This window comes from Aeromicrobium sp. SP1, from assembly GCF_055663785.1.
The window spans coordinates 255,732-282,687 of sequence record NZ_JBQVVK010000001.1 but is presented as its reverse complement, the minus strand read 5'-3'; the positions used below and the strand labels follow the sequence as shown (position 1 = coordinate 282,687).

General features: G+C 71.6%; 22 protein-coding genes. 8 read left to right on the top strand and 14 right to left on the bottom strand.

Features of this window, described 5'->3' with window-relative positions; all coding sequences use genetic code 11:
• Nucleotides 1-45: 45 nt before the first annotated feature.
• The gene (locus ACT26F_RS01345; RefSeq protein WP_471668675.1) at nt 46-609 is read right to left on the bottom strand and encodes a DUF2017 domain-containing protein; all 564 of its coding nucleotides are present in this window, start codon (nt 607-609) and stop codon (nt 46-48) included.
• A complete protein-coding gene (clpS, locus tag ACT26F_RS01340) occupies nt 606-902 on the bottom strand; it encodes an ATP-dependent Clp protease adapter ClpS (protein ID WP_471668674.1) in 297 nt (98 codons plus the stop codon). Before clpS ends, ACT26F_RS01345 begins: the two co-directional genes overlap by 4 nt.
• Nucleotides 903-1,036: 134 nt before the next feature.
• Here clpS and ACT26F_RS01335 point away from each other — a divergent pair, with 134 nt between their 5' ends.
• The 3 genes from ACT26F_RS01335 to ACT26F_RS01325 are packed head-to-tail and all read left to right on the top strand — an operon-like array spanning nt 1,037 to nt 4,476.
• On the top strand, nt 1,037-2,584 hold the full coding sequence (locus tag ACT26F_RS01335; RefSeq protein WP_471668673.1) for an Ig-like domain repeat protein: 1,548 nt from the start codon (nt 1,037-1,039) through the stop codon (nt 2,582-2,584).
• Nucleotides 2,585-2,617: 33 nt separating this feature from the next.
• Complete coding sequence (locus ACT26F_RS01330; RefSeq protein WP_471668672.1) at nt 2,618-3,922, top strand: nicotinate phosphoribosyltransferase; 1,305 nt, start codon at nt 2,618-2,620, stop codon at nt 3,920-3,922.
• Nucleotides 3,922-4,476, top strand: a complete 555-nt coding sequence (locus tag ACT26F_RS01325) for an isochorismatase family protein (protein WP_471668671.1) — start codon at nt 3,922-3,924, stop codon at nt 4,474-4,476. The genes ACT26F_RS01330 and ACT26F_RS01325 overlap by 1 nt, the downstream gene beginning before the upstream one ends.
• 46 nt (nt 4,477-4,522) lie before the next feature.
• On the opposite strand, the gene ACT26F_RS01320 is transcribed toward ACT26F_RS01325, so the two are convergent.
• The 6 genes from ACT26F_RS01320 to ACT26F_RS01295 all read right to left on the bottom strand — a co-directional run bounded on the left by ACT26F_RS01320 (nt 4,523) and on the right by ACT26F_RS01295 (nt 10,280).
• On the bottom strand, nt 4,523-5,554 hold the full coding sequence (locus ACT26F_RS01320) for an LLM class flavin-dependent oxidoreductase (protein ID WP_471668670.1): 1,032 nt from the start codon (nt 5,552-5,554) through the stop codon (nt 4,523-4,525).
• A 200-nt stretch (nt 5,555-5,754) separates the two neighbouring features.
• The gene (locus ACT26F_RS01315) at nt 5,755-6,582 is read right to left on the bottom strand and encodes an oxygenase MpaB family protein (RefSeq protein WP_471668669.1); all 828 of its coding nucleotides are present in this window, start codon (nt 6,580-6,582) and stop codon (nt 5,755-5,757) included.
• The gene (locus ACT26F_RS01310) at nt 6,582-7,544 is read right to left on the bottom strand and encodes an alpha/beta hydrolase (protein WP_471668668.1); all 963 of its coding nucleotides are present in this window, start codon (nt 7,542-7,544) and stop codon (nt 6,582-6,584) included. The genes ACT26F_RS01315 and ACT26F_RS01310 overlap by 1 nt, the downstream gene beginning before the upstream one ends.
• A gap of 170 nt (nt 7,545-7,714) precedes the next feature.
• Nucleotides 7,715-9,394 carry a DEAD/DEAH box helicase gene (locus tag ACT26F_RS01305; RefSeq protein ID WP_471668667.1) on the bottom strand — a complete coding sequence of 560 codons (1,680 nt, stop codon included), beginning with the start codon at nt 9,392-9,394 and terminating at the stop codon, nt 7,715-7,717.
• A complete protein-coding gene (locus tag ACT26F_RS01300; protein ID WP_471668666.1) occupies nt 9,391-9,684 on the bottom strand; it encodes a DUF3039 domain-containing protein in 294 nt (97 codons plus the stop codon). The genes ACT26F_RS01305 and ACT26F_RS01300 overlap by 4 nt, the downstream gene beginning before the upstream one ends.
• A gap of 44 nt (nt 9,685-9,728) precedes the next feature.
• Entirely contained in the window at nt 9,729-10,280 is a 552-nt protein-coding gene (locus ACT26F_RS01295; RefSeq protein WP_471668665.1) for a YqgE/AlgH family protein, read from the bottom strand.
• Between the two features lie 48 nt (nt 10,281-10,328).
• Between ACT26F_RS01295 and ACT26F_RS01290 the strand changes: the two genes are divergently transcribed.
• Nucleotides 10,329-11,087, top strand: a complete 759-nt coding sequence (locus ACT26F_RS01290) for a MerR family transcriptional regulator (protein ID WP_471668664.1) — start codon at nt 10,329-10,331, stop codon at nt 11,085-11,087.
• Nucleotides 11,088-11,090: 3 nt separating this feature from the next.
• Here the strand turns inward: ACT26F_RS01290 and ACT26F_RS01285 are convergent, their stop codons facing one another.
• Nucleotides 11,091-12,083, bottom strand: a complete 993-nt coding sequence (locus ACT26F_RS01285; RefSeq protein ID WP_471668663.1) for a DUF3048 domain-containing protein — start codon at nt 12,081-12,083, stop codon at nt 11,091-11,093.
• 129 nt (nt 12,084-12,212) lie between these two features.
• Between ACT26F_RS01285 and ACT26F_RS01280 the strand changes: the two genes are divergently transcribed.
• On the top strand, nt 12,213-16,739 hold the full coding sequence (locus ACT26F_RS01280; protein WP_471668662.1) for an ATP-dependent helicase: 4,527 nt from the start codon (nt 12,213-12,215) through the stop codon (nt 16,737-16,739).
• Nucleotides 16,732-17,538 (top strand): DNA-formamidopyrimidine glycosylase family protein, encoded by an 807-nt coding sequence (locus ACT26F_RS01275; RefSeq protein ID WP_471668661.1) that lies wholly within the window; start codon nt 16,732-16,734, stop codon nt 17,536-17,538. The genes ACT26F_RS01280 and ACT26F_RS01275 overlap by 8 nt, the downstream gene beginning before the upstream one ends.
• 75 nt (nt 17,539-17,613) lie before the next feature.
• On the opposite strand, the gene ACT26F_RS01270 is transcribed toward ACT26F_RS01275, so the two are convergent.
• Nucleotides 17,614-18,543, bottom strand: a complete 930-nt coding sequence (locus ACT26F_RS01270) for a hypothetical protein (protein WP_471668660.1) — start codon at nt 18,541-18,543, stop codon at nt 17,614-17,616.
• 187 nt (nt 18,544-18,730) lie between these two features.
• Nucleotides 18,731-19,363 (bottom strand): pyridoxamine 5'-phosphate oxidase family protein, encoded by a 633-nt coding sequence (locus tag ACT26F_RS01265; protein ID WP_471668659.1) that lies wholly within the window; start codon nt 19,361-19,363, stop codon nt 18,731-18,733.
• A 61-nt stretch (nt 19,364-19,424) separates the two neighbouring features.
• On the opposite strand from ACT26F_RS01265, the gene ACT26F_RS01260 reads away from it, so the two are divergent.
• Complete coding sequence (locus ACT26F_RS01260) at nt 19,425-20,672, top strand: hypothetical protein (RefSeq protein WP_471668658.1); 1,248 nt, start codon at nt 19,425-19,427, stop codon at nt 20,670-20,672.
• 1 nt (nt 20,673) lies between these two features.
• Here ACT26F_RS01260 and ACT26F_RS01255 read toward each other — a convergent pair whose 3' ends face one another.
• Both ACT26F_RS01255 and ACT26F_RS01250 read right to left on the bottom strand, forming a co-directional pair.
• Complete coding sequence (locus tag ACT26F_RS01255; RefSeq protein WP_471668657.1) at nt 20,674-21,699, bottom strand: NAD(P)/FAD-dependent oxidoreductase; 1,026 nt, start codon at nt 21,697-21,699, stop codon at nt 20,674-20,676.
• A gap of 129 nt (nt 21,700-21,828) precedes the next feature.
• Nucleotides 21,829-23,307 carry a flavin-containing monooxygenase gene (locus ACT26F_RS01250; protein WP_471668656.1) on the bottom strand — a complete coding sequence of 493 codons (1,479 nt, stop codon included), beginning with the start codon at nt 23,305-23,307 and terminating at the stop codon, nt 21,829-21,831.
• Nucleotides 23,308-23,439: 132 nt separating this feature from the next.
• Between ACT26F_RS01250 and ACT26F_RS01245 the strand changes: the two genes are divergently transcribed.
• Nucleotides 23,440-24,042, top strand: coding sequence for a vitamin K epoxide reductase family protein (locus ACT26F_RS01245; protein WP_471668655.1), 603 nt, complete (start codon nt 23,440-23,442; stop codon nt 24,040-24,042).
• 61 nt (nt 24,043-24,103) lie between these two features.
• On the opposite strand, the gene ACT26F_RS01240 is transcribed toward ACT26F_RS01245, so the two are convergent.
• Complete coding sequence (locus tag ACT26F_RS01240) at nt 24,104-26,908, bottom strand: hypothetical protein (RefSeq protein ID WP_471668654.1); 2,805 nt, start codon at nt 26,906-26,908, stop codon at nt 24,104-24,106.
• Nucleotides 26,909-26,956: the final 48 nt, after the last annotated feature.

The window sequence follows — 26,956 nt, the reverse complement described above, 5'->3', positions numbered from 1 at the left end:
GACGCGTCCCGCGATCGCGGGAGCGCATCCGCCTGGCGGACTCCGTCACGCGACGTGGACGAGCGTCTCCTGGATGAAGCCGAGCCAGTCGTACACGTCGGCCATCGCGGCGACCGCCTCGTCGTCGGAGGCGGCGAGTCGTTCGGCGTCGTCCTCCTCCTCGATGCCGAGCCGCACGGCCAGCGCGAGGCGGATGTCGGTCAGGGAGCGCAGCCACGCGAGGACCTGCCCGTCGTCGAGCTCGACCTCGACGGTCTTCGAGCCGTCCTCGAGTCCACCGGTCTCGAGGCTCTCGATCACGAGGCGCGCGTTGGCGACCTTGCCCGAGGAAAGCGACTGCTCGGTGAACCGGCGGAACTCCGCGGAGTCCTGCGGGTCGTCGGCGTACGCGTCCGGCAGCAGTCGCGCCAGGACGGGATCGTCCGGCGGCGTGACCGGGCCGGTCATCCCGATCAGCTGCGCGAGCGGGTCGGGCTCGGACTCGGACGGGCCGTTGCGGTCCTGCAACAGCTCGACCACCTGCCGGGCGAGGTTCACGAGCAACTGGGCCTCGTTGGCCTGGAAGGTGGCCGTCACCGTCCCACGCCGTCGCCGCCGGAACGGCTTCACACCTCGCTCCGTTCCAACGTGGCCCACAGGCCGTACTCGTGCATCGCCTGGACGTGGCGCTCCTGCTCCTCGCGGCGACCGCTGGAGACCACTGCCTTGCCGTCCTCGTGCACCGCCATCATGAGTTCGGTCGCCTTCTCCTCCGTGTACCCGAAGTACGTGCGGAACACGAACGCCACGTAGGACATCAGGTTGACCGGGTCGTTCCACACGATCGTCACCCACGGATCCTCCAGCTGGATGACCAGATCGGCTTCCGGCTTCTCGGTCTCGACGGGGGCGGGGGTGGTCACTCCCCCATTGTGCCCGGACCGGGTTCAAGGCCCTCGGGCACCGGCACACCCCGCTATCGGGGGATGTGCCGGGCCACCACACCTGCTTACGGTGTGCCCGACTCGGACCCTGCACCACCACATCGGAGGAACCCATGCCATCTCGGGGGCATCTCACCGCCACGCCCGCACGCCTGCTCGTCGCCGTCGCGTCAGCCCTGGCGCTCGTCGTGGGGCTCGCGCCCACGGCGACCGCCGCGGAGACCGGCACGATCTCGGGAGTCGTGAGCGTGCCGACGGGTTTCAGCCCGGTGGACGTCCGGGTGCGGGCACACCCGGAGGGCAAGGGCTCGTACGACGACGTCGAGGGCTACCCCGGCGAGGACGGCGGGTACACGCTCACGGCACCGGCGGGCCGGTACAAGCTCGAGTTCGACTTCATGGACCGTCGTGGCGACCTGCTGCGCGACGAGTGGCATGCCGGTGCCACCACGGAGGCCGAGGCCGCGTGGGTGACGATCGGCGCCGGCTCGTCGCAGGAGATCGACGCGTCGCTCGAGGCGGCCACCGACCTCGGCACGATCCGCGGCACCGCCACGTGGCCCAACGGCACGCCCGCGACCGACACGTACGTGCGGCTCTGGCACCCCAACGAGAACGACGACTGGAGCTCGCTGTACCTGCAGCGCATCGGCGCCGACGGGACGTTCGAGTTCCGGATGCGACCGGGGACGTACGTCGTGCAGTTCGACGACAGCCGCTACCTGGCAGCGGAGTACTGGGACGACGCGACCATCTTCGCCGGCGCCCGGCAGATCATCCTCACGAGCGGGGCCACGACGACCGCCGACACGCAGCTGGCCTGCAAGGGCCCGTGCGCCAGCGCCGCGGTCACGGTGCCCGACGACGGGCCCCGCGTCGGCCAGAGCCTGGCCGCATCGACGCAGAACTGGACCCCCGCGGGGACGACCGGGTACGTCTGGCTGCGCGACGGCACCGAGATCGCGGGGGCGACCGGCGCGTCGTACCTGCTGACCGACGCGGACCTCGGCCGGCGCATCTCGGTGCGCGTGACCGACACCGAGTTCATGGGCCCGTACCCGGACGTGAGCGCGAGCGTGACGTCCCCGCGCACGACGGCCGTCGCCGCGGCCGCCGTGACGCCCGTCCCCGCCGTGACGGGCCCGACGCCGACCGTCGCCGGCACCGCCCGCGTGGGCCGGGTCCTGACCGCGACCTCCGGCGCGTGGACCCCCGCCTCCGCGGCGCTGGCCCACCAGTGGCTGCGCGACGGCTCGCCGATCGCGGGCGCCCGCGGCCGCACGTACACGCTGACCCGTGCCGACCTGAACCACTCCGTCTCGGTGCGCGTGACCGGAACCGCGCCCGGCCACACCGCGGCCTCGAGGACCTCCGCCGCGACGAAGGTGCTCGCGGCGCCGTCGACCACGACCGTGACGGCCAAGGGCACCCGCCGCGCGGCGGTCCTCTCGATCCGGGTGACGGCCACCGGCATCACCCCGACCGGCAAGGTCACGGTCAGGCTCGGCGGCCGGACGGTCGGCACGGGGACGCTCAAGGGCGGCCGGGTCGTCGTGAGGGCCACGAAGCTCGCGAAGGGCCGGCGCACCGTCACGGTCGTGTACGCCGGCGACGGCGGCGTGGCCGGCTCGAGCGCCCGGAGGACCGTCACGATCAAGTGACCTCCGTGCCGTCCGGCGTCCTAGTCTGAGCCCATGGCACCCACGGCCTCCTCGACCGGCCTCCTCACCGACCACTACGAGCTGACCATGCTGCAGGCCACGCTGGCCGACGGGACGGCCCACCGGCGCAGCGTCTTCGAGGTGTTCGGCCGGCGGCTGGCCGGCGGTCGCCGGTTCGGGGTCGTCGCCGGCACGGGACGCGTGCTCGACGCGCTGGCCGACTTCCGCTTCGGCGCCGACGAGATCGACTTCCTGCGTCGCACGCACGTCGTCGACGAGGCGACCTGCGACTGGCTCGCGGAGTACCGGTTCGGCGGCGACGTGTGGGGCTACCCCGAGGGTGAGCTGTGGTTCCCCGGCTCGCCGATCCTGCGGGTCGACGCGACGTTCGCCGAGGGCGTGGTCCTCGAGACGGTGATCCTGTCGATCCTCAACCACGACTCCGCGATCGCCTCCGCGGCCGCCCGCATGATCGTGGCCGCGGGCGACCGGCCGTGCATCGAGATGGGCACCCGCCGCACGCACGAGGCCGCCGCCGTGGCCTCCGCCCGGGCCGCGTACATCGCGGGGTTCGCGGCGACGTCGAACCTCGAGGCCGGACGCCGCTACGGCATTCCGACGCGGGGCACCGCGGCGCACGCGTTCACCCTCGTCCACGACACCGAGCGCGAGGCGTTCGCGTCGCAGGTCGCGGCGCTCGGCCGGGACACGACGCTGCTCGTCGACACGTACGACATCGGCCAGGGCGTCGCGGCGGCGATCGAGGTCGGCGGAGCGGATCTGGGCGCGGTGCGGCTCGACTCGGGCGACCTCGGCGACGTCGCGCGCGCGACGCGGGCGCAGCTGGACGCCGCGGGCAACACGGACACGAGGATCACGGTGACGAGCGACCTCGACGAGTACGCGATCGCCGCACTCGCCGCCGCACCGGTCGACGGCTACGGCGTGGGCACGTCGCTCGTGACGGGATCGGGCGTCCCGACGAGCGGCTTCGTCTACAAGCTGGTCGCCCGCGAGGACGGCGCCGGGACGATGGTCGGCGTCGCGAAGAAGAGCAAGGACAAGGCCTCGGTCGGCGGTCGCAAGACGGCACTGCGCCGACTCAGCGCCAAGGGCGTCGCCGAGGCCGAGATCGTCGGGATCGACCTGCAGCCGCGCGACGACGGCGATGACCGGCTCCTCATGGTGCCGCTCGTCGAGTCGGGCGAACGGGTCCACCACGGCACGCTCGACGAGGCCCGCGAGCGGCTGCGGGCGTCGCTCCGCGAGCTGCCCGCCGCCGCACGCCGGCTGTCGAAGGGCGATCCCGCCATTCCGACGGTCTACGAGGAGGACTGATGGCGCCAAGGACCCTGGTCGTCGTCGACGTCCAGAACGACTTCTGCGAGGGCGGATCGCTCGCCGTCGAGGGCGGTGCTGCGGTCGCGGCCGCCGTCGCGGACCTGATCGCCGCGGGCGGGTACGACCTCGTCGTGGCGACGCGCGACCACCACATCGACCCCGGCGCACACTTCAGCGACGCGCCCGACTTCGTCGTCTCGTGGCCGCGGCACTGCGTCGTCGGCACGCCCGGTGCCGAGCTGCACGCGCCGCTGACCGACGACCTGTTCGCGGCGATCTTCGACAAGGGCGAGTACGCCGCGGCCTACTCCGGCTTCGAGGGCGCGACCGCGGACGGCCGGAGCCTCGCAGCCTTCCTGCGCGACCGCGGGGTGGAGGCGATCGACGTGTGCGGCATCGCCACGGACCACTGCGTCCGCGCGACGGCCCTCGACGCCGCGATCGAGGGCTTCGCCGTCACGGTGCTGCTGGAGCTCACCGCCGCCGTCAGTCCGGAGAACCTCGACCGCGTCGAGGACGAGTGGGCCGACGCCGGCATCGCCGTCCGCTGATCCGGTGATCGAGTAGCACGCGAGCGCAGCGAGCGGCGTATCGAGATCACACCTCGCTGAGCAGCTCCAGCGTCCGGACCCGGGCGGGCGAGGTACGCGGGTCGGTGCCGCGGCGTGCCGACGCGACCGGATGCAGCATGACCTCGTCGACGTCGAACTGCTCGGCCAGGACCGTCAGCTCCTTGCGCGCGGTCTCGGGGTCGCCGACGACCATGCGGGCCAGGCCCGACTCGACGAGCGAGTCCGCCACCTGGTCCAGCTCGAGCGCCTCGGCGTCCTCGACGAGGTCGACCGCCGTGAGCGGCTTGCCGGTGCGCAGGCGGGCCATGTTCTGCAGGTTCGGCAGGGCCAGCGCGACGGCCTCCTCGGTGGTGTCGGCCACCACGACGTTCGCCGTGAGGAACGTCGTCGGCTGCTGACACACGTCGCTCGGCCGGAACTCGCTGCGGTAGACCGCGAGCGCCTCGGCCGTGCCCTGGCCGCTGAAGTGGTGCGCGAACACGTACGGCAGCCCCTTCGCGGCCGCGAGGTGGGCCGAGTACATCGACGAGCCGAGCAGCCACAGCTGCGGCGCGTCGACGGCCGCCGGCGTCGCCCGGAGCACGTAGTTCTGGTTCGGGATCGGGACCCGCACGCCCCGGCCGTCCATGAGGGCCACGACGTCGTCGAGGTAGCGCGGGAAGTTCTCGATGTCGGTGTCGTCGCGGCCGGCGGCGCCACGCAGCGCCCACGACGTGACCGGGTCGGAGCCCGGCGCGCGGCCGATCCCGAGGTCGATCCGGCCGGGGTGCGCGGCCTCGAGCAGCGCGAACTGCTCGGCGACGGCCAGCGGCGCGTGGTTGGGCAGCATCACTCCCCCGGAGCCGAGCCGGATCCGCTGCGTCTGCGCCGCGAGGTGGGCGATCAGGACGGGCGGGCTGGTGGCGGCGACGGCGGGCATGTTGTGGTGCTCGGCGACCCAGTACCGCTCGAACCCTAGCCGGTCGGCGGCCTGCGCCAACTCCGTCGTCGCGGCGAGCGCGTCGCCGGTGGTCTGGTCGGTGCGGACGGGAACGAGATCGAGGACCGAGAGCTTCACACCTTGGACAACCGCCGCGGGCGGCCGGGGATTCCGTGAGGTGCACGTTTCGACCCGAGAACGGCGTGTTCCGGGGCTGAAACGTGCCACTCAGCGGGAGGTGACGTACCCGGCCCCGAGAGGGAGACTCCGGGGCCGGGCACGTCTTCCATCATGAACCGTGTTCTGGACATTCGCTCAGGTTCGTCGGCGGGGAGGCGTCAGGTACCGAGGTGCTCGATCAGGAATCCGCCGGGGTACGACTTGATCCGGCGCGAGTCGCGCACGCGCTTGGGCGTTCGGCGCTCGGGCAGGAAACGCACGACCCTGCCACGCAGGCGCAGGGCCGCGTGGCTCGCGCGCTCGAACCAGGCGGGCGGATCCTCGTAGCCGAACGCCGCGCGCAGGTGCGGGTCCATGATCGCCACGCTGAACCGGCGGACCACCGGCGCGAGCGGCCGCGGATAGAACGTCGTGAGCAGCTCGAGCGTCGAGTCCGCCACCGCCCGCGACTTCGGGTCGAACGCGAAGTGCTCGGCCTCGTACTCCTCGAGGAGCCGCTCGAAGCCGGCGAAGTCGTCGGGCAGGTCGCGGATGCCCATGAGCCGACCCAGCCGCAGGTAGTAGTTGACGCCCGCGATGTCCTCGTCCGGAGTCGTGCGGCGCCAGCCGTAGTGGTTCACCCAACGGTTCGGCATCACGACGAACGTCGACAGGACGTAGCGCATGTCCTCGTTGCTGATGTCGTAGCGGCCGTGCATCTGGTTGACGCGACGGATCGCGGTGCGCCCGGACGTGCTCTCGAGGCCCTCGTCGACCATCTCGCCGAGCAGCAGCGCGGTGTCGTCGTGACGCTTCTGCACGCGTTCGGTGAACTCGCCGGTGTCGTACAGCAGCCGCCCGATCGACGGCACGGCGTACGTGCGGAACAGGGCGAAGCTGAGCGACTGCTCGAGGTCCCACGGGAAGTCGTACAGGCCGAAACCCCGCGAGATCTCCTCGTACTCGGTCTGCGGGTCGAGCCCGGCCGAGCGGATCCGGCGGCTCATCACGGCACCACCACGTGGCCGGCGACGTAGTCGACGATGTCGTCGGCCGCCTCGCGGGCGACCGGGACGACTCCGGGCAGGCTCATGAAGCCGTGCACCGCGGCCGGGTACTCGCGGTACCGGACCGGCACCCCGGCGTGCTGCAGCACCTCGCGGTAGCGCACGCCGTTGTCGAGCAGCGGGTCGTGGTCGGCCGTGAGGATGAACGCCGGCGGCAGGCCGTCGAACGACGCGGCTCGCAGCGGCGAGGCCAGCGGGTCGGACGTGCCGTACGCCTCGCCCATGTAGAGGTGCGCGAACGCGCTCATGTTGGCCGAGCTGAGCACGGCCTCGTCGGGCATCCGCAGCTCGGAGGCGAACTTGTCGTACATCTCGACGGCCGGGTAGATCAGGACCTGGGCGCGCAGGCGCGGGCCGCCCTCGCGCACGCTGCGCTGGGCGGCGACGGCCGCGAGGTTGCCCCCGGCGCTGTCGCCCATGACCGCGAGCCGGTCGGTGTCGATGCCGAGCCTGTCGGCATGGGCGACGATCCACTGGAGCGCCTCCCACGTGTCGTCGACGGCCGCCGGGAAGGGGTGCTCCGGCGCGAGCCGGTAGGAGGGCGAGATCACGACGGCACCCGAGCCCGCGGCAAGTCGCGAGGCGAGCCACGCGGACTGCTCGGGCGAGCCCTGCACCCAGCCGCCGCCGTGGAAGTTCACGACGGCCGGTCGCGCGCCGCCGACGCCCGTCGGCCGGTGCACGACGGCCCGCAGCGTGCGGCCCTTCAGGCCGATCTCGATCTCCTCGACGCGGGCTCGCCGGTCGGGCCGGCCGAACACGACCTTCCCGGCCGGTGAGTTCATCAGCTTGAGCCGTTCGGCGCGCAGGGCCGCGTGGTCGGTGGCCTCCTCGACCGGCGTGGCGAGCCGCTTCAGCAGGGCGGCGAAGGCGCGGGTCCGGGGGGCGAGCGTGACAGTCACGGTGTCAGCGTAGAGGCGTCACGGGCCCGACGGGAGCGCTCTGCCGAGGAGATCTCGACACGCGACGAGCTCGCTGCGCTCGCCGCCGCTACTCGATCACCGGGAAGCCGCGGGAAGCCGCGGTGGTCGAGTAGTTCCGTGAGGAACGAGCGGGCGTATCGAGACCACGCTCAGCCGGAGGCGCGCAGGGCCCAGTCGCGCAGCGTGTCGATGCGCTGCTGCAGCTGATCGACCGTGGCGGCCGTGGCGGCCGGGCCGCCGCACTCCTGGCGCAGCCGGTTGTGCGTGACGCCGTGCGGGCTGCCGGTGCGGTGGTGCCACGCCGCCACGAGGGAGTTCAGCTCGCGGCGCAGCTCGGCCCGGCGCTCGAACTCGACGTCGGCGTCCGCGCGGGCGGGCTCGCGGCGACGCGAGCGGGCACTGCGCAGCAGCTCGGCGACCTGGTCGCGCTCGAGCAGGCCCGGGATGCCGAGGAAGTCGAGCTCGTCGCTGTCGCCGGCGACCATCTCGTAGTCGATCGGCGCGAACTCGTCGCCGTCGTACACGACCCGGTCGAACGACGCCTCGCTGCCGAGCGCCGCGAACTGGTTGCCGAGCTCGTCGCTGGCACCCTCGGCCGCGTTCGCGCGGGCGAGGAGCCCCTCCTCGGCGGCGAACAGGTCGCCCTCGTCGTGGACGGGACGGCCGATCACGTGGTCGCGCTCGGCCTCGAGGTCGGACGCCAACTTGAGCAGCCCCGGGACGCTGGGCAGGAACACCGAGGCGGTCTCGCCGCGCTTGCGGGCACGGACGAAGCGGCCGACGGCCTGCGCGAAGTACAGGGGCGTGGCGACCGTCGTGGCGTAGACGCCGACGGCGAGGCGCGGCACGTCGACGCCCTCGCTGACCATCCGGACGGCGACCATCCACGGCTCGTCACCGGCCGCGAACTCGGCGATCTTGGCGCTGGAGCCGGTCTCGTCGGACAGCACGAGGACGGGCGACCGCCCCGTCAGGTCCTTGAGCAGCGCCGCGTAGGCGCGCGCCGAGGTCTGGTCGCTCGCGATCACGAGGCCACCGGCGTCGGCGATGTCGCGGCGGACCTCGGTGAGCCGCTTGTGCGCGGCCTCGAGCACCGCCGGCACCCAGGACCCGGCCGGATCGAGGGCGGTGCGCAGTGCCTGCGCCGTCTGGTCCTTCGTCAGCGGCTCACCCAGGCGTGCGGCCACCTCGTCGCCGGCACGCGTGCGCCACTGCATCTCGCCCGAGTACGCCATGAACAGGACGGGGCGCACGACCCCGTCCTTGAGCGCCGAGCCGTAGCCGTACGCGTAGTCGGCGACGCTGGAGATCGAGCCGTCGCCCACCGGCGCGTACGTGACGAACGGGATCGGGTTGTCGTCGGACCGGAAGGGCGTTCCCGTGAGCAACAGCCGCCGTGTCGCGGGCTCGCACGCCTCGAGCACGGCATCGCCCCAGCTGAGCGCATCGCCGGCGTGGTGCACCTCGTCGAGGATCACGAACGTCCGGCTGCGCTCGATCCGCACGCGGTGACCGACCGGGTTCGTGGCCAGACCGGCGTACGTGACGCAGTAGCCGTCGAAGCGCGCCCCGAGGGCGCCGTTGAGCGTGGGCTCGAGCGAGATCCCCGAGCGGGCCGCGGCGTGCGCCCACTGGGTCTTCAGGTGCTCGGTGGGCGTCACCACCACGACGCGCTCGATGATCCGCCGGTGCAGCAGGTCGGCGGCGATCGTCAGCGCGAACGTCGTCTTGCCGGCACCGGGCGTGGCGACGGTGAGGAAGTCGGCCGGCTGCGTGCGGGCGTACTGGTCGAACGCCTCACGCTGCCAGGCCCGGAGGCCGTGACTCACTGGTCGGAGTCACTCCCGGAGTCGTCGTCGCCGGGGTTGAGGCTCTCCCAGATGTCCTTGCAGTCCGGGCACACGGGGAAGCGCTGCGGGTCGCGGCTGGGGACCCACACCTTGCCGCACAGCGCGACGACGGGGGTGCCCATGACCATGGCCTCGGTCAGCTTGTCCTTCGGCACGTAGTGGCTGAAGCGCTCGTGATCGCCGTGGTCGAGGCGCTGCTCGGTGCGCTCGTCATGAACGGTCTGGGTGCCGCGGCCGAAGAATCCCACCCGGTCATAATAGGCGACCATCCCGACACCGGACGAGCGAACACGGGCGGCGATCGGGCCGTGCGTCAGTTCTGGCCCGGATCCTCGGGGAGCGTCGACCAGTACCGGGTCTCGCCGCCCTGCCGGCGCAGCACCTCGTTCCACAGCCGTTCGGGCGCCGGCGAGATGAGGTCGTCCTCGATCGCGGGGACGACGATCCAAGACCCCTCGCCGATCTCGGCCTCCAACTGGCCCGGGGACCAGCCCGCGTAGCCGGCGAACACGCGCAGTCCCACGAACTCGCCACCGCGCGGCATGGGGCCGTCGAGGTCGACGAGCCCGACCCGGCCCGCCATCTGGCGCCAGCCGATCGGGCGCGCGGTCGCGTCGAGCACCACGCCGACGGCGAGCGCGGAGTCCATCGCGACCGGTCCCCCGTCGAACAGGCAGCCCGGCGCGTTGACCCAGTCGGCCCAGCCGGGCAGCACGTCGTCGACGTCGGACTCCATCGGTCGGTTGACGATCACGCCCAGCGCGCCGTCCTCGTCGTGGTCGAGCAGGTACACCACACTGCGCCGGAACGGGCCCACGTCGATCGCCGAGCTGGCGACGAGCAACTGCCCTCGCACCGATGACATACCCCCATCATGCCCTGCACGATGCGCGCGTTCACTAGACTCACGGGCATGGCTGACGCGGGGATCGACGAGGAGTTCACGGTCGACGAGCTCGCCAAGCGGGCGGGGATGACCGTGCGGAACGTGCGCGCCTACTCGACGCGCGGGCTCATCGACCCGCCGCGGCTCGAGGGACGGACGGGCTACTACTCCCAGGTCCACCTGCAACGGCTGCTGCTGATCCGCACGCTGCTGGGTCGCGGCTTCACGCTCGCAGCCGTCGAGGACGCGATCCTGAAGTCGCCCACGACCGCGCCGGGCGTCGCGCTGGACCTCATCAACATCTTCGAGGCCGAGGACGAGGACCCCTCCGAGGTCATCGCCCGCGACGAGCTCGCGGCGCTGGCGGGCGTCGAGCGCGACCACCCGCTGCTGGACAAGCTCGTGGACCTCGGTCTGCTGGAGATCATCGACGACGACACGATCCGGATGACCGACGCCGGTGTCGTCCGTCCCGGCGCGATGGCCGTCTCGATGGGCCTGACGACCGACAGCGTCGTCGACATCGTGCCGGCGATCCGCGAGCACCTCGAGGCGATCTCGGACCGGTTCGTCAAGCACGTGAGCAACGACATCACGCAGCCGTTCCTCGACGCGGGCCTGCCGGCCGACGAGTGGCCCCAGGTCTTCGAGAAGATCAACGCGCTCATCCCGATCGCGACGCAGGTCGTGCTGTCGGTGTTCCGTACCGAACTGCGCGAGGCGATCGAGATCGAGATCGGACTCAAGCTCGAGGAGTTGGCCGCGGAGACCGAGACCGACTCCTGACGGTCACTTCCCGACGGTGATCCCGCTCGTCTCGGACTTGCTGAGCAGCTCGATCCACGTGCGGCCCTGCGGCAGGGCGAAGGCCTGCCCGTCGGCCGTGGTGAGCCTGATCGTGGCGGAGTCGTTGGCCTTCTTCCACGTGCCGGAGACCTTCGTGCTGCCCACGAAGACGACGGTCTTGCCGGTGCCGCGGAACACGGTCTCGGGCACGGGGTTGCCCGCCGGGTCGGTGTAGCCGGCGTCCTTCTCGTCGGCCCACAGGACCACGAGGTTCTTGGCGCCGAACTCGGTGTCGCTCGTGCCGTTCGTGCGCTTCCACGCCTTGCCGTTGAACGTCCAGTTCGTGGTGTGGGTGCGGGAGAAGTTCACGGCCAGCGAGGTGATGTTGCCACCGGTCGGGGCGGCCGCGCCCTTGTCGGCCCACTGGAAGTAGGGCCGCTCGGGCTGGACGTTCTTGGCGTCGTCGTTGACCTTCTTCAGGTCCGCCACGACGTTGTAGGGCGCGTAGCCCGAGTCGCGCGACAGGCCGTCGGAACCGTTGTCCTCGGAGTGGATCGTGATGCCGGCGTCCTTGATCCGCGAGATCGTCCTGCCGGCGCCGCCGGACGCGACGAGCTGGCCGTTGACGGGCTTGGCGATGCCGATGTCGGTCGCGCGCATCGAGCGGACGTGGCCGACGGTCGTGGGCAGCTTGGAGTAGTAGAGCGCCGCCAGGCGGGTGATGCCGCCCTCGACCGTCTCCTCGACGACGAGATCGGCCTGGTCGACGTTCTGCTGCGGGGCGGAGGCCTCGGTGTTGTCGATCTTGACCACGAAGACCGGGTTGTCGGGGGTCTTCGGCAGCGTGCCGCCGGTCAGCGGATTGATCGCGGTGACCTCGACGGCGCTGGTCTTGCTGGGGTCCTTGACGCTCTCCTCGGCCTTGTCCTTGCTGCCCGAGCAGGCAGCAACAGACAGGAAAAGGGCACACGTCACCGTCAGGAACCTCAATTTCATGCCCCCCAGCATGCCCGAGGGGTGGTCGCGTCCCGCGCAGGCCCACCGTTCGGACGGCGGTGCCCGTGCCGTGGCCGGGCCGTGGGCGGCGAACAGGTCACTGTCGGTGGTCGGTGCGACGATGGGCGCATGGGATTCGGCGAGGCCACGCAGACGTGGTTCGACGAGTCCTTCGACGCACCCACTCCGGCCCAGGTCGGCGCGTGGGACGCGATCGGGCGAGGCCGGCACACGCTCGTCGTGGCACCGACGGGCTCGGGCAAGACGCTGGCGGCGTTCCTGGCCGCGATCGACGGTCTGCTGCACCGGTCGGAGGACTCCGAGCGCACCTCGGTGCTCTACGTCTCGCCGCTGAAGGCGCTCGCGGTCGACGTCGAGCGCAACCTGCGGTCGCCGCTCGTCGGGATCTCCGGCGTCGCGGCGCGGCTGGGTCGGCAGGTGGCGGCGGTCTCGGTGGGCGTCCGCACGGGTGACACCCCGCCGGCCGAGCGACGTCGGCTGCTGTCACATCCGCCGGACGTGCTCATCACGACGCCGGAGTCGCTGTTCCTCATGCTCACGTCGGCGGCTCGCGAGACCCTGCGCGGCGTGCACACCGTGATCGTCGACGAGGTGCATGCCGTGGCCGGCACGAAGCGCGGCGCGCATCTCGCGGTCTCGCTGGAGCGGCTCGACGACCTGCTCGACTCCCCCGCCCAGCGCATCGGCCTGTCGGCCACGGTCAGCCCGCATGACGAGGTCGCCCGGTTCCTGGGCGGACGCGCCCCCGTCGAGGTGGTGGCGCCGGAGTCGCCGTCGCGGCTCGAGCTGCACGTGCGGGTGCCCGTCGAGGACCTCACCGACATGCCGCCGCGACACGGCCAGGACGACGGACCGCGCGAGGGATCGGCCGCGCGCTCGGTCGACGCGGGCGAGGCCGGCGGGACGATCTGGCCACATGTCGAGGAGGCCATCGTCGACGCCATCGGTCTGGCCCGGACGACGATCGTGTTCGCGAACAGCCGTGGCGTGGCAGAGCGGCTGACCCAGCGGCTCAACGAGGTCTGGGTCGAGCGCGAGACCGGCTACCGGCCCGAGCCCGCGAACCGGCAGCCGGCGCACCTGGGCGGGCTGTCGGGGGTCTCGACCGGCGCCGAGCCCGTCCTGGCGCGGGCCCACCACGGCTCGGTCAGCAAGGAGCAGCGGGCGCTGATCGAGGACGACCTCAAGTCGGGCCGGTTGCGGTGCGTCGTGGCCACGTCGAGCCTCGAGCTGGGCATCGACATGGGTGCGGTCGACCTCGTGATCCAGGTGTCGGCGCCGCCCTCGGTCGCGTCGGGCCTGCAGCGCGTCGGGCGCGCGGGGCACCAGGTCGGCGAGGTCTCGCGCGGGCTCGTGTTTCCCACGGGTCGCCACGACCTGCTCTCCACGACGGTCACCGTCGAGCGGATGCTGCACGGCCGGATCGAACGGCTCGCCGTGCCCGCGAACCCGCTCGACATCCTGGCCCAGCAGACGATCGCGGCGTGCGCCCTCGACTCGATCGACGTCGAGCAGTGGTTCGAGACGGTCCGCCGTTCGGCCCCGTTCGCCACGTTGCCGCACGCGGCGTTCGAGGCCACGCTCGACCTTGTGGCCGGGCGCTATCCGTCCGACGAGTTCGCCGAGTTGCGACCCCGGGCGGTGTGGGACCGGCAGGCCGGCACGCTCACCGGCCGACCCGGCGCCCAGCGGCTCGCCGTCACGAGCGGCGGCACGATCCCCGACCGCGGCATGTTCACCGTCGTCATCGCGGGCGAGGAGGGCACCGCGGGACGGCGCGTGGGCGAGCTCGACGAGGAGATGGTCTACGAGTCGCGGATCAACGACGTCATCGCGCTCGGGGCGACCAGCTGGCGCATCCAGGAGATCACGGCCGACCGGGTGATCGTCACACCCGCGTTCGGCCTCCCGGCGCGGCTGCCGTTCTGGCGCGGCGACGCGGTGGGGCGGCCCTATGAACTGGGAGAGGCGATGGGCGCCTTCCTGCGCGAGCTCGGTGCGCTCTCGCCGGCGAAGCAGCGGGCGCGGGTCGAGCAGGTCGGCCTCGACGCCAACGCGGCAGGAAACCTGACGGCCCTCGTCGCCGAGCAGCGCGAGGCCACCCGGCACCTGCCCACCGATGCCACGCTCGTCGTCGAGCGGTTCCGCGACGAGGTCGGCGACTGGCGGCTCGTGCTGCTCTCGCCCTACGGCCGTGCCGTCCACGCTCCGTGGGCGCTCGTCGTGGGGCGTCGGATCGAGCAGCGTTTCGGCGTCGACGGCGCGGTGGTCGCCTCCGACGACGGCATCGTCGCCCGGGTGCCGGACGTCACGGGCGAGCCGCCGGGGGCCGACCTGTTCGACCTCGACCCGGACGATCTCGAGCCGCAGGTCACCGACCTGGTCGGCTCGTCGGCCCTGTTCGCCGCCCGGTTCCGCGAGTGCGCGGCGCGCGCGCTGCTGCTGCCGCGCCGCAATCCGGGTGCCCGCGCCCCGTTGTGGCAGCAGCGCCGGCGCGCCGCGATGCTGCTCGACGTCGCGCGCAAGTATCCGGAGTTCCCGATCCTGCTGGAGACCGCGCGCGAGGTGCTGCAGGACGTCTACGACCTGCCCGCGCTGTCCCTGCTGGCCCGGCGGCTGCGGTCACGTGAGGTCTCGCTCGTCGAGGTGGGGACCGAGTCGGCGTCGCCGTTCTCGCAGCGACTGCTGTTCGGGTACGTCGGGGCGTTCCTCTACGACGGCGACCTCCCGCTCGCCGAGCGCCGGGCCGCGGCGCTGACCCTCGACCCCGAGCTGCTCGGCCAGCTGCTGGGCCGCGCCGACCTGCGCGAGCTGCTCGACCCGGAGGTGGTCGCCCAGACCGAGGCCGAGCTGCAGCGGCTCGTCCCCGAACGCCAGGCCAAGGACATCGAGGGCGTCGCCGACCTCGTGCGGCTGCTCGGGCCACTGTCGTCGGACGAGGTGGCCGACCGGGTGCGCGCGGAGTCGCGGCTGGAGACCGGCGGCTGGCTGCGCGAGCTGCGCGACGCCCGGCGCGTGATCGAGGTCCAGGTCGGCGGCCGGCCGCGCTGGGCGGCGGTCGAGGACGCGGGCCGGCTGCGCGAGGCACTCGGCACGGCGCTGCCGCTCGGCATCGCCGAGGCGCACCTGAGCGTCGGCGCCGATCCGCTCGGCGATCTCGTGGCCCGGTTCGCGCGCACCCACGGTCCGTTCACCAGCGAGTCCGTCGCCGAGCGGCTGGCGCTCGGCCCGGCCGTCGTGCGCGATGCGCTGGAGCGCCTGGCCGAGGCCGGCCGGGTCACGCGCGGCGAGTTCCTGCCCGTCGCCTCGCACGGCAGCGAATGGGTCGACACGGAGGTGCTACGGCGACTGCGCAGCCGGTCGCTCGCGGCGGCACGCAAGCAGGTCGAGCCGGTCGACCCGGCCGCGTTCGCGCGCTTCCTGCCCGGGTGGCAGCACGTGGGAGCGGGGCTGCGCGGCGCCGACGGCGTGCTCACGGTCGTCGAGCAGTTGGCCGGCGCGGCGCTGCCGGCGAGTGCGTGGGAGAGCCTCGTCCTGCCGGCGCGGGTCGGCGACTACTCCCCCGCGATGCTCGACGAGCTGACCGCCGCGGGCGAAATCACGTGGGTGGGCAGCGGAAGCCTGCCCGGACGCGACGGATGGATCCGGCTGATGCCGGGCGATGTCGCACCGGCACCCCAGCCGGCCGCGGTGGTCGACCCCGACTCGACCGCCGGGAGGATCCTCGACACGCTCGGCGACTCCGGCGCCTGGCTGTTCTCCGAGATCGCCGCGCGCCTCGACGAGCCCGACCGCGAGGGACTCGTGGAGACCCTGTGGGAACTGGTCTGGAACGGCCAGGTCAGCAACGACACATTCGCTCCCGTGCGCAGCCTCGTGGCCGGCGGCGGCGCGCACCGCACGCGTCGTCAGCCGCCGCGGGCGCGGATGGTCGGCGGCCGCATGCGCGCACCGCGCGCCGTCGTGCCACCGGTCGCCTCGGGTCGCTGGTTCGCCGTGCCACCCGGCGGCGAGACCACCGCCGAGCACGTCGCGCGCGCCGAGACGCTCCTCGGGCGGTACGGCGTCGTCACGCGCGGCTCGGTCCAGGCCGAGCAGACCCCGGGCGGCTTCGCCGCGGCGTACCGGGTCCTGCGCGAGATGGAGCAGCACGGCACGGCCCTGCGCGGCTACTTCGTCGACTCGCTGGGAGCCGCCCAGTTCGCCGCACCCGGGGTCGTCGACCGGCTGCGATCGCACGTGCGCGACGCGGACGAGCCGGCGTCCGACCCCGCGATCACGCTGGCGGCCACCGACCCGGCCAATCCCTTCGGCGCCGCGCTGCCGTGGCCCGACCGTGGTGAGGACGCCGGACACCGCCCCGCCCGCAAGGCCGGCTCCCTCGTGGTGATCCACGACGGCCGGCCCGCCCTCTACCTCGAGCGCGGCGGCAAGTCGGCGCTGACGTTCACCGACGATCCCCCGGCCCTCGCCGCCGCTGCCGAGTCGCTCGTGGCGACGGTCCGCCGCAGCCGACTGGGGCGGCTCACGGTCCAGACCGCCGACGGCGTCCCCGTCGCGAGCACGCCGCTGGGCGTCGCGCTCTCGTCCGCGGGATTCGAGGCGCACCTGAAGGGCCTGCGTCTCGATGCCTGAGGGCGACACCGCGTGGCGCACCGCCCATCACCTCGACGAGGCGCTGGCCGGTCGGGTGCTGACCTCGACCGAGTTCCGGGTCCCCCGATACGCCACGGTCGACCTGTCCGGCGAGGTCGTGCGCGAGGTGGTCAGCCGCGGCAAGCACCTGCTGCTGCGCACGGACGACCACACGGTGCACTCGCACCTCAAGATGGAGGGGTCGTGGCACCTCTACCGACCGACGACGCGCCGGCTGCGGCGACCCGAGCACACGATCCGGGCGATCCTGCGCACCGATGAGTGGGTCGCCGTCGGCTTCAGCCTGGGCATCGTCGAGGTGCTGTCCCGGTCCGACGAGGACTCGGCGGTGGGCCACCTCGGTCCCGACGTGCTGGATCCGGCCTTCGACCGGGACGCCGCTCTGGCCCGCCTCGCCCGCCACCCGGACCTGCCCGTGTTCGTGGCCCTGCACGACCAGCGCAACCTGGCCGGCTTCGGCAACGAGTACGTCAACGAGGTGCTGTTCCTGACGGCGGTCGACCCCCACACTCCCGTGTCGGACGTCGACCTCGGCCGGGTCGTCGACCGGGGCGTCAAGCTCATCCACGCCAACCGCGACCGGGTCGAACGCTCGTTCACCGGCCACCTCGGTCCCGCCGACCGGCACTGGGTCTTCGGCCAGAAGACGTGCCGCCGCTGCGGCACCCAGGTCAAGCGGGACGATCTGGGCCGCCGACCGACCGAACTCCGCCGCGTCTTCTGGTGCCCCCGCTGCCAACCCACCTCCCAGCCCGCCTCCGGCGGGCGCGATGTGTAGCGGTATCCACCTTCTGGAGCCCGATCTGGCCCGATTCGGGTGGATACCGCTACACATCTCGGGCCCGGGAGGGCCTCAGATCCGCTGCCGGAACATCTCGTGCCAGTCCACGCTGAAGAACGGCCTCGGGCCGGCGTAGCCGCCGCGGACGAGGGCCTCGTGGACGCGAGTCACGATCAGTGCCGGCGTCGGCAGGTCGGTGTCGTGGATGACGATCACCGTCCAGCCGTGCTTCTCGAGCCGCTCGCGCCGATCGCGCAGCCAGCGCCGCTCGTCGGCGGACGCCTCGTGCCACCTCCCGTCGTACTCGACGGCCACCTTGAACCGGGTGAACAGCAGGTCCACGGTGGCGATCTTGCGACCCGTGTCGTCGAGCACCCTCGCGTTGCAGGCCGGATGCGGAAGCCCCGCGCGGACGATCATCAGCCGGACGAGGGTCTCCATCGGCGACCGCGCATCCGCGACGAGGAACTGCATCGCCCGTCGCGCCGCGACCACGCCGTCGAGGTGCCGGCCGTGGCAGTACTCGAGCAGCTCGTCGAAGGTGACCCACGCGTGCTGGATCAGCCAGTCCCCGAACACGACCAACTGGACGAACGTCAGCTCGAGCGCGCAGTCGACGAACGTGCGCGCCGGCGCCGTCACCGCGAGCCCGCCGAGGTTCCGCGTCGCGATCGGGTGGCGGCGCCGGTGCACCACGATCGCCGCGTCCCGGCAGACCGCGTTGCGCCGGGTCGACAGGTGGATCCGACCGTCGTCGCCGCGCAGTTCGGGGCCGTAGAGCTGCTGCGCGCTCCGATGGCTGATCACGGCATCGGCGGGCCCGGCGAGCAGCGCGGCAGCGAACCTCATTCGGGTCGTCAGCACCAGCGCGGCGAGCGCGTAGACACCGCGATGGATCCGCTGGAAGCGCTGGTTCTCGAGCGCTCGCGAGGAAAGACCGGCGGCCCGCGCCTCGGCGACGGAGAACGGACGGTCGCGGAACTCCTCGGGAATCGGACGCATACCGAGCACCGTGATGGCACCGGCCGACGACCGAAAGGGTCGCTGGAACCCCTGTGGACAACCCTCGGCCGGTCCCCCGCCGCGCGATGTGTAGCGGTGTCCACCGAGATCGGGCGGCTGGCGCCTCCACGCGGTGGATACCGCTACACATCCCGACTTCAGTCGGCCGCTTCAGTCGGACTACTCCTCAGTGGGCCCAGGTGAATTGGGTCACCGAGGCCGGGACCGCGATGCCCTCCGCGAGGTCCGGAGCGTGTTCGGGCGTCAGTGGTCGCGCACCGAAGCGGATCCGGCCGGCCCAGGCCGGGCCCTCGACGTCGGAGGCAGGATCGTCGGGCCAGCCATCGGAGATCCGCAGCGACCAGTCGTCGATCGGCAGGGCGAGGACCATCGTGGCGGCGAGCTCGCGTGAGGTGGAGGCGCGCAGCTCGCCGACGCGTCCGGGGATGAGGCGCTCGGTGACGACGTCGAGCGCGGCCGACAGCTCCTGCGACGAGAGCCGCGAGAACTGCCCGCGCAGGACGGCCGAGCGGTAGAGCACGGACGACTCGAAGGCCGACCGGGCGACGACGACACCGTCGACCGCCGCGATCGACACGGTCACGGGCGCCCCGCCGACCAGCCGCATCCACCGCGAGCCGGTCGAGCCGTGCACCAGCAGCCGGTCGCCCCACCGCACCGCCGCGGTCGGCAGCACGCCGGGGGCACCGTCGGAGTCGACGAACGCGACGTGGGCCAGGACCGTGGAGTCCAGCAGCGCATCGAGCGCGGCGCGATCGGACGACATCTTCTCGGGCAGGCGGGTGGAGACGCGGCTCATCCGTACAGTCTGCCCACCGAGGCGGTTGCCGTCGGCGACCGGCTCCGCGACGATCGATGCCATGACCGAGGGACCCGGCGGCGACGGCCCCGACCAGACGTGGTTCGCGCCCACCGCCGACCCCACGACGGCGATCGAGCATCCTGAGTTCGAGTCGACCAACGTGTGCCGGCTGGCAGCGCTGTCCTACCTGCTCGCGCAGGACCTCGAGGGAATCGACGCGCTGGCGGGTCCGCTCACGGAGCTCGGCTTCGCCCGTGCGCACGTCGCCACCCCACTCGTCCGCGAGAACCCTCCCACCGTCGAGCTCGGCCTCGCCGCGCAGCGGACCGTCCGGACCGCCCCGGGCGACCGGGCCGAACCGTGGGCAGAGCTGAACCGGACCCACGGCGCGGCGCCCGTGTACGCATTCCTGCTGGCCGCCCTCCAGAGCACCCTGGAGCGCGAGTCGGCGATGGCCGCGGTCGTCATCGCCCGGGACCTGGCCGCCGCGGGCGCGTGGCCCGGCGGCGTCCCCACCCGATGGTCCGAACCCGAGAGGCCGATCGCGTGGGACGGCGAGCAGTGGCGTGCGCGGGCCACGGCCGCCCTCGCCGGGCCGGACGTTCCCGAGGCGACGGTGCGGCTGGTCGAGCGACGGCTGGCGCTGGCCTCGAGCTCGCCCGACCGGGTCACCCGCTCGTTCGTCGACGCGCTCGTCCTGCCGGAGGCCACGACCGCACCGGCCGCCATCGAGCCGGCGGCTCCCGCCAAGAAGGCCGACACCTCCTTGCTGGTCCACGGCACGAACTCGTGGCAGGCGCGGTGGTGGCGCCCGGGCGCGGGAACGTTCCACGACTACGTGCTCGAGGAGGTCCGCCCGAACCTCTCACGGCACGGTGCCCGCTTCGGCTGGGACGGGTACCTCCGGGACGCGCACCGCACCCTCGCCGCCGGCGACCTCGTCGACTGGGCCGGCGAACTCGCGCCCGGCGGGCTCGCCACGGTCTTCTCGCACAGCTACGGCGCGGACGTCGTGGCGAAGGCCTCGCTCGCCGGCCTCCCGATCGACGAGTGGGTGCTGCTGAGCGCGCCGGTGAACGACGCGGTGCGGCAGGCGATCGCGCGGATGGGCCGGGTCGTCGACATCCGCCTGACCTTCGACCCGGTCCTCGCGGCGGCGGCGGTCCAGCAGCGAGTCACGCAGCGGCTCCCCGACGCGGCGAACGTCACCGAGGTCCTGCTGGGGTGGACGCTCGACCACGAGGCGACGCACGATCCGGCCGTGTGGCGCAGCCGTCACCTCGCCGAGCGTGGCGGACTCGTCTGACTCAACCCCGGATCAGCGCGGCGGCATGAGCCGACAGGGCGGGCGCCATCTGGATCCCGTAGCCGGCCTGGCCGACGTACCAGAAGAAGCCGTCGGTCCGTTCGTCCCAGCGGGTGACGGGGTTGCCGTCGGGGGCGAAGGTGCGCAGGCCGGCCCACGCGGTGCTGACGCTGCGCAGGCCGAGGGTCGTGACGGCGTTGACGGCCTCGATGGCCCGGGCGATCTCGAGCTGGTCGGGCTTGGGGTCGCCGGGCTCGTGCAGGGTCGCGTCCTGCGGCGAGCACAGTACCGAGCGGCCCTCGACCTTGAAGTAGAAGCCGTCGTCGATCCCCGCGGTGAAGGGCACGCCGTCGAGCTCGACGGCGGTCGGCGACTGGAACATCGTGCGGCGCCGCGGCTCGAGGCGGAGCCGCTCGGCCCCGAATGCCGCGCCAACGACGTCGCCCCAGGCACCCGAGGCATTCGCCACGACCGGCGCACGGAAGTCGTCACCGGAGGTCGTCGTGACGACCCACTCCCCCGCCTCGCGTCGCGCCCCGGCCACCCGCGCCGAGGTCGTCACGGTGCCGCCGCGCGACCGGAAGGCCCGGGCGTACGCGTGGTGCAGGCCCATCACGTCGAGGTCGCGGGCCGTGGAGTCGAGCGCGCCGACGGACACCTCACCGGGACGCAGGACGGGGCAGAGCCGCTCGGCCTCCTCACCGTTGATGAGGTGGGCGCCCGTCTCGGCGGCGAGCCGTCGCACGTCCTCGTCGCGACCGTTGACGCCGAGCCACAGGCACGTCATCGCCGAGGCGACCGGCCCGTCGGTCTCGAACGGCGGGTCGAGCAGGAACGGCAGGCTGTCGTGGGTGAACCGTCGCACGACGGGCGGGCCGTAGCTGCCGATCCAGGTCGCCGCCGAGCGCCCGGTCGTGTGCGTCGCGAGCGACGACTCGGCCTCGAGCAGCAGGACGTCGCGGTCGGCCGCCAGCTCGTACGCGAGCGAGATCCCGGAGATCCCTCCGCCGATGACGATGACGTCCATCGACCCATGATGGCGGACCGCCCGTCCGGAACGCCGAACCCCCACCTCGGCGGCCCGGCCGTCGACTGCCTCAGGTTTCAGTCGTCGACGCGGGCCACCGGGATGGGGGTCACCACCGAAGGGGTGCCGTCAGGCGACGGTGGTCTTCCCGGCGACGGGCAGGTCGGCCTTGGCGGTCCAGACCATGTCCTCGTCGACATCCGTGTGCTTGGCGTCCCACGAGTCGAGGAACCAGTTCTGGCGCACCTTCCACGGCGTGCGGGCACCCGAGCGGGGCAGGATCTCGTCGGCGCGGGCGATGTAGCCCGAGCTGAGGTCCAGCAGACGGGCGTCGTGCCCGAAGTCCGCGTTCGGGTTGGGCATGCCGTAGGCGTAGCCGGACGCGTCGAGGTGGTTGAGGTAGTCGGCGACGTACTTCCACGTCAGGTCGGCACGCAGCGTCCACGAGGCGTTCGTGTAGCCGACGCACCAGGCGAGGTTCGGCACGCCGCTGAACATCTGACCCTTGTACGTGTAGAGCTCGTGCGGGTCGACCTTGACGCCGTCGATGCTGACGTCGATGTCGCCGAGGGCGACGAGCTTGAGGCCCGTGGCGGTGACGACGATGTCGGCGTCGAGGTGCTCGCCGGACTGCAGGGCGATGCCCTTGGGCGTGAACTCGGCGATGCGGTCGGTGACGATCGCCGACCTGCCCGCGCGCACGGACTTGTAGAGGTCGCCGCCGGGGACGACGCACAGGCGCTGGTCCCACGGCTTGTACGGCGGCTTGAGGCTCTTGCGGTCGACCTTCGGCATCGACTTGCCCGTGAGGGTCAGCAGGATGCTGCGCGAGAGCGTCGGGAACGCGCGGCAGAACTGGTAGAAGCCGACCGTCATGACGGCGTACCGCATGCGGGCGGTCTTGTGGACGAGCCGGTTCGGCAGCACCTTGCGGGCGGCGTTCGCGAGCGGGTCGGTGCCCGGCTGGCTGAGGATGTAGGTCGGCGTGCGCTGCAGCATCGTGACCTTCTCGGCGTCCTTGGCCATCGACGGCAGCAGGGTGATCGCCGTGGCGCCCGACCCGATCACGACGACCTTCTTGCCGGTGTGGTCGAGGTCCTCGGGCCAGAACTGCGGGTGCACGAGCTGGCCCTCGTAGCTGTCGAGCCCCGGGAAGTCGGGCGTGTAGCCCTCGTCGTAGCTGTAGTAGCCGCTGCACAGGTAGAGGAAGTTCGCGGTGACGGTCTCGGTCGAGCCGTCGGCGAGCGTGCTGCTGACGGTCCACGTGGCGTCGTCGCTGGACCACTCGGCGGTCGTGACGCGGCGGCCGAAGCGGATCCGGTCGGCGATCCCGTGCTTCCTGGCCGTGTTCTCGACGTAGTCGCGGATGTCGGCGCCGTCGGCGATGGCCTTGTGGTGAGTCCACGGCTCGAACGGGAACGAGAGCGTGTACATGTCGGAGTCCGACCGGACGCCGGGGTACCGGAAGAGGTCCCACGTGCCGCCGATCCGCTCTCGGCCCTCGAGGATGGCGTAGGTCTTCTGGGGCGCGCGCTCCTGCAGGCGGAACGCCGCGCCGATGCCCGAGAGGCCGGCACCGACGATGAGGACGTCGACGTGATCGCTCATTCCACAACTCCTATGTGACATTGGTGGTGTCACATTAACAGTGCGATGTGGTCCGCGTCACCCATTTCGCCACAGACGTTCGTGGCCCTCACACGCGTCGAGCCGTGAACCCCTCCCCTCTAGGATTCGGGCATGACCGCCGTTGAATCCGACACGCCCCCCGTGCCCAGCCCCGAGGAACCCGACTCCGATCGCGGCCTCGGCATCTTCCTGATCGTCACCGGGGTCATCTCGCTCATCTCGTCGCTCGTGCTCACGGCGGACAAGATCACGCTGCTCAAGGCCCAGGTCGCCGGCGAGAGCAAGGAGCTCAACTGCGACCTGTCGGCGTGGGTCAGCTGCAGCAACGTCGTGACCTCGAACCAGTCCGAGGCGTTCGGCTTCCCCAACACCTTCATCGGCATCGTCGCCTTCAGCGTCATCGTGACCCTCGGCGTCGTCCTGGCCACCGGGATCCGCCTGCCGCGCTGGATGTGGCTGTGCCTGTGGGCCGGCACGATCTTCGGCATCTCCTTCGTGACCTGGCTGCAGTACCAGGCCATCTTCGACATCGGCTACCTGTGCCCGTGGTGCATGGTGGTCTGGGCGATGGTGATCCCGCTGTTCGTCGTCGTCACCGCACGCGTGACCAACATCAAGTTCCTCAAGGACTGGACCCTCCTGATCAGCGCGCTGTGGATCATCGCCGTGTGCGCCGTCATCTGGTTCGAGTTCGGTACCCGACTCTGGGCCTAGCCCCCACGACTAAGGCCCGGCTGGTGATCCAGCCGGGCATTAGTCGTGTCCGTGCCTAGTCCTACTTGGCGATCCGCCGGGAGGAAGAGTACTTCGACACCGTCGTGTAACCGGCCTTCGAACCCGTCACCCGGACCCGGATCGACTTGTTCCGGTACTTCTTGGGCACCTTGTAACTCGACTTCGTCGCACCCCGGATCGCCTTGGTCCCGAGGTACCACTGATAGCGGACGGTCGTCGGCGTCGGGTTCCACGTGCTCGTGACCCGCAGGGTCTTGCCGGCCTTCGGCGTCCCGCTGATCCTGGGCGTCGACAGCGAGATCGTGCCGTAGGCGATCCTGTCGCTCGTCGTCGAGACGGTCTGCTTCAGGTAGTACGTCTTCGTCGCCGTCACCTCGAGCACGATCTGCTTGCCGGCAGCCTCGCCCGGCACCACGAGGTAGTTGCTGCGACTGAGGATCTTCGACCCGAGCTTCCACTCGTAGGAGAAGGTCGGGTTGGGCAACCACGACCCGTTGGACGCGCTCAGGCGGGAGCCGACCTTCTGGGTGCCGGTGATCTTCGGCGTGCCGGCGATGAAGGTCCGGATCGAGATGCCGATCGAATCGCTCTCCATCGTCACGGACTCATAGTTCGTCTTCAAGCCGGTGACTTGGACGGTGATGTTCTTGCCGCGCTCTGACTCCGACGGCACGAAGCTCGATCGCGTGGCACCGAGGATCGCCAGTCCGTTCGCGTACCACTGGTACGTGAACGTGGGCGTCGGAGTCCACGTGCCCCGGTCGATGGCCAGCGTCGCACCCACGTACCCGTCGCCAGTGATCGTCGGCTTGGTCGCCGCGAACTGGTGCAACTGGACCGTGATCATCGTGCTCTGCCTCGTGGTGTCCTGGTAGCCGTCCTTCTTGGCGGTCACCTCGACGTAGACCTTCTGACCGGCCTGGGCATCGGTCGGGATGTAGGTCGACCGCGTCGCCCCCGAGATCAGGCCGTTGTCGTCGAACCACTGGTAGGAGCGGGTCGTCGGCGTCGGGCTCCACGTTCCGCTGTCGACCGAGAGCGAGTCGCCGGCATAGCCGGTCCCGGCGATGATCGGCGTCGTCGCCTCGAAGCCCTGAAGCGTGATCGTGATCGGCTGGCTCTGCTTCGTGACCGAGAGGTACGAGGCCCGCTTGCCGGTCACGGCGACCATGACCTGTTTGCCGACCTGGGCGGACGTCGGCTTGTAGATCGCCTTGGTCGCACCCGTGATCGCGGCGCCGTCGGCGTACCACTGGTACGTGAGGGTGATGGGATCGGGCTGCCACGTCCCGGGGGTCGCCGTGAGGTCGTCGTTCGCGCGACCGGTCCCGGTCACCGTCGGCGTCGGCGTGCCCGTCATCTCGAGCAGGTCGACGGGATTGGTCTCGGCGCTCGCGACGGGAAGGGGATCGAAGTTGAGCCGGGCGGCGGTGACCCGGACTTTGATCTTCTTGCCTGCCTGGACCGGCGTCACCTTGAACGTCTGGCCCGTCTCACCGGAGATCGGCAGGCCGTCGGCGTACCACTGGTACTCATAGCTGTCCGGCCGCGGCGTGAACGTGCCGTTCGTGGCCGTCAGCACGTCGTTGACCTTGACGACGCTCAGGTCGCCCGCCTTCGAGATGGTCGGGGCGTCCTCACTGGTGAACACGCCGTACTGGATCGGCAGTGTCGACTTCCAAGCCGCCGAACCGGGGCTGGGGAACGTCTCGGTCCGGTAGCCGTCCTTCGATCCCGTGACCAGGGCCAGGATGCACTTGCCCCGATCGAGAATCGTCGGCGCGTAGGTCTGACGGTCGGCGTCGGGCAGGGCGACCCAGTCCGACATGTCCCCCGACGTGCACGTGTTGGCGGACTTCGAGCGGTACCAACGGAAGCGCAGGTCCACTTCGCCGTTGGGGAACCAGCTGTTGTCCGCCGCGTCGTAGCGCTCGATCTCGTCCGTCTCGGGGATCAGGTCGATCGAGAGCACGTTGTTTACGCCGCGATGGCCCACGATCTCGAAGTTCCGGGTCGAGTGCAGACCCGTGTCGGCCGAGGCCGCGTACGAGCACGACGGCGCGAGCCTGACCCGGTCGACCAGGAGCGCCGAATCGAGCGAGTTGTTGTTCGCGTCCTGGATCGACAGCGTCGCCACGTCCGTGAGGCCGTCGTCATTGGCATCGAGCGGGACCTCGATGGTCTCGGCCGACGTGAAGCTGTCGAAGGGTGTCACCGCGGCCAGCAGCGGCGCCGCGACGTCGTCCGGCTGGCGCTCGAACTCCTGGTCGATGCCGTGCCAGTACTGGAGGGCGTTCACGGCGTAGCGAACGCGGACCTGGGGGCTGGTGGCCTGCGAGATCAGTTGGTCGCCACCCTGCAGCGCGAAGTCGCCCTCGACACCATTGAGCGTCAGGGAGGCCGAATCGGAGGCGGTGTCCGTCGTGTAGGTGTGGACGCGCTCCTCCGTCGCCATCGCGATGTCGACCAGCAGGCACTTCTGGGAGGTTCCCGGCGCCACCGTGAACGTCAGCGTGGCCTTGTCGGTGGTGCCGCCGAAGTTGGTACTGGGCTGCAGGCCCGCGAGATCGCGGTTGTACAGGTCGTCTGCCCGGCCCGTCGACATGACGACGTACGAGGCGCCGCCCCGACGCGGGAAGTCGTTGAACCGTCGCGACGTCACGCCGACCATCTGGGCAGAGGTGCCCGACTTGGCGACGGAGACCCCGGCGGGCAGGTCGAGCGCCGTGACGAGGTTGCCCGAGACGTCGACTTCGGAGGTGTCGGCCGAGGCCGCCGCTCCGGACGCAGCCAACAGCCCGGTCACGACGACGGTGGCCAGCACCGGCTTGAGGTAGTGATGCATCTCCTAGAATCTCCCTCTGATTCCGTGCGTTTCCCGAGGCGACCGCAG

Bases quoted from the DNA above. Each gene is read 5' to 3' on its own strand.
- ACT26F_RS01335 (WP_471668673.1), top strand. From the start codon at position 1,037: ATGCCATCTCGGGGGCATCTCACCGCCACGCCCGCACGCCTGCTCGTC.
- ACT26F_RS01330 (WP_471668672.1), top strand. From the start codon at position 2,618: ATGGCACCCACGGCCTCCTCGACCGGCCTCCTCACCGACCACTACGAG.
- ACT26F_RS01325 (WP_471668671.1), top strand. From the start codon at position 3,922: ATGGCGCCAAGGACCCTGGTCGTCGTCGACGTCCAGAACGACTTCTGC.
- ACT26F_RS01315 (WP_471668669.1), bottom strand. From the start codon at position 6,582: ATGAGCCGCCGGATCCGCTCGGCCGGGCTCGACCCGCAGACCGAGTAC.
- ACT26F_RS01300 (WP_471668666.1), bottom strand. From the start codon at position 9,684: ATGGTCGCCTATTATGACCGGGTGGGATTCTTCGGCCGCGGCACCCAG.
- ACT26F_RS01295 (WP_471668665.1), bottom strand. From the start codon at position 10,280: ATGTCATCGGTGCGAGGGCAGTTGCTCGTCGCCAGCTCGGCGATCGAC.
- ACT26F_RS01290 (WP_471668664.1), top strand. From the start codon at position 10,329: ATGGCTGACGCGGGGATCGACGAGGAGTTCACGGTCGACGAGCTCGCC.
- ACT26F_RS01285 (WP_471668663.1), bottom strand. From the start codon at position 12,083: ATGAAATTGAGGTTCCTGACGGTGACGTGTGCCCTTTTCCTGTCTGTT.
- ACT26F_RS01280 (WP_471668662.1), top strand. From the start codon at position 12,213: ATGGGATTCGGCGAGGCCACGCAGACGTGGTTCGACGAGTCCTTCGAC.
- ACT26F_RS01275 (WP_471668661.1), top strand. From the start codon at position 16,732: ATGCCTGAGGGCGACACCGCGTGGCGCACCGCCCATCACCTCGACGAG.
- ACT26F_RS01270 (WP_471668660.1), bottom strand. From the start codon at position 18,543: ATGCGTCCGATTCCCGAGGAGTTCCGCGACCGTCCGTTCTCCGTCGCC.
- ACT26F_RS01265 (WP_471668659.1), bottom strand. From the start codon at position 19,363: ATGAGCCGCGTCTCCACCCGCCTGCCCGAGAAGATGTCGTCCGATCGC.
- ACT26F_RS01260 (WP_471668658.1), top strand. From the start codon at position 19,425: ATGACCGAGGGACCCGGCGGCGACGGCCCCGACCAGACGTGGTTCGCG.
- ACT26F_RS01255 (WP_471668657.1), bottom strand. From the start codon at position 21,699: ATGGACGTCATCGTCATCGGCGGAGGGATCTCCGGGATCTCGCTCGCG.
- ACT26F_RS01250 (WP_471668656.1), bottom strand. From the start codon at position 23,307: ATGAGCGATCACGTCGACGTCCTCATCGTCGGTGCCGGCCTCTCGGGC.
- ACT26F_RS01245 (WP_471668655.1), top strand. From the start codon at position 23,440: ATGACCGCCGTTGAATCCGACACGCCCCCCGTGCCCAGCCCCGAGGAA.
- ACT26F_RS01240 (WP_471668654.1), bottom strand. From the start codon at position 26,908: ATGCATCACTACCTCAAGCCGGTGCTGGCCACCGTCGTCGTGACCGGG.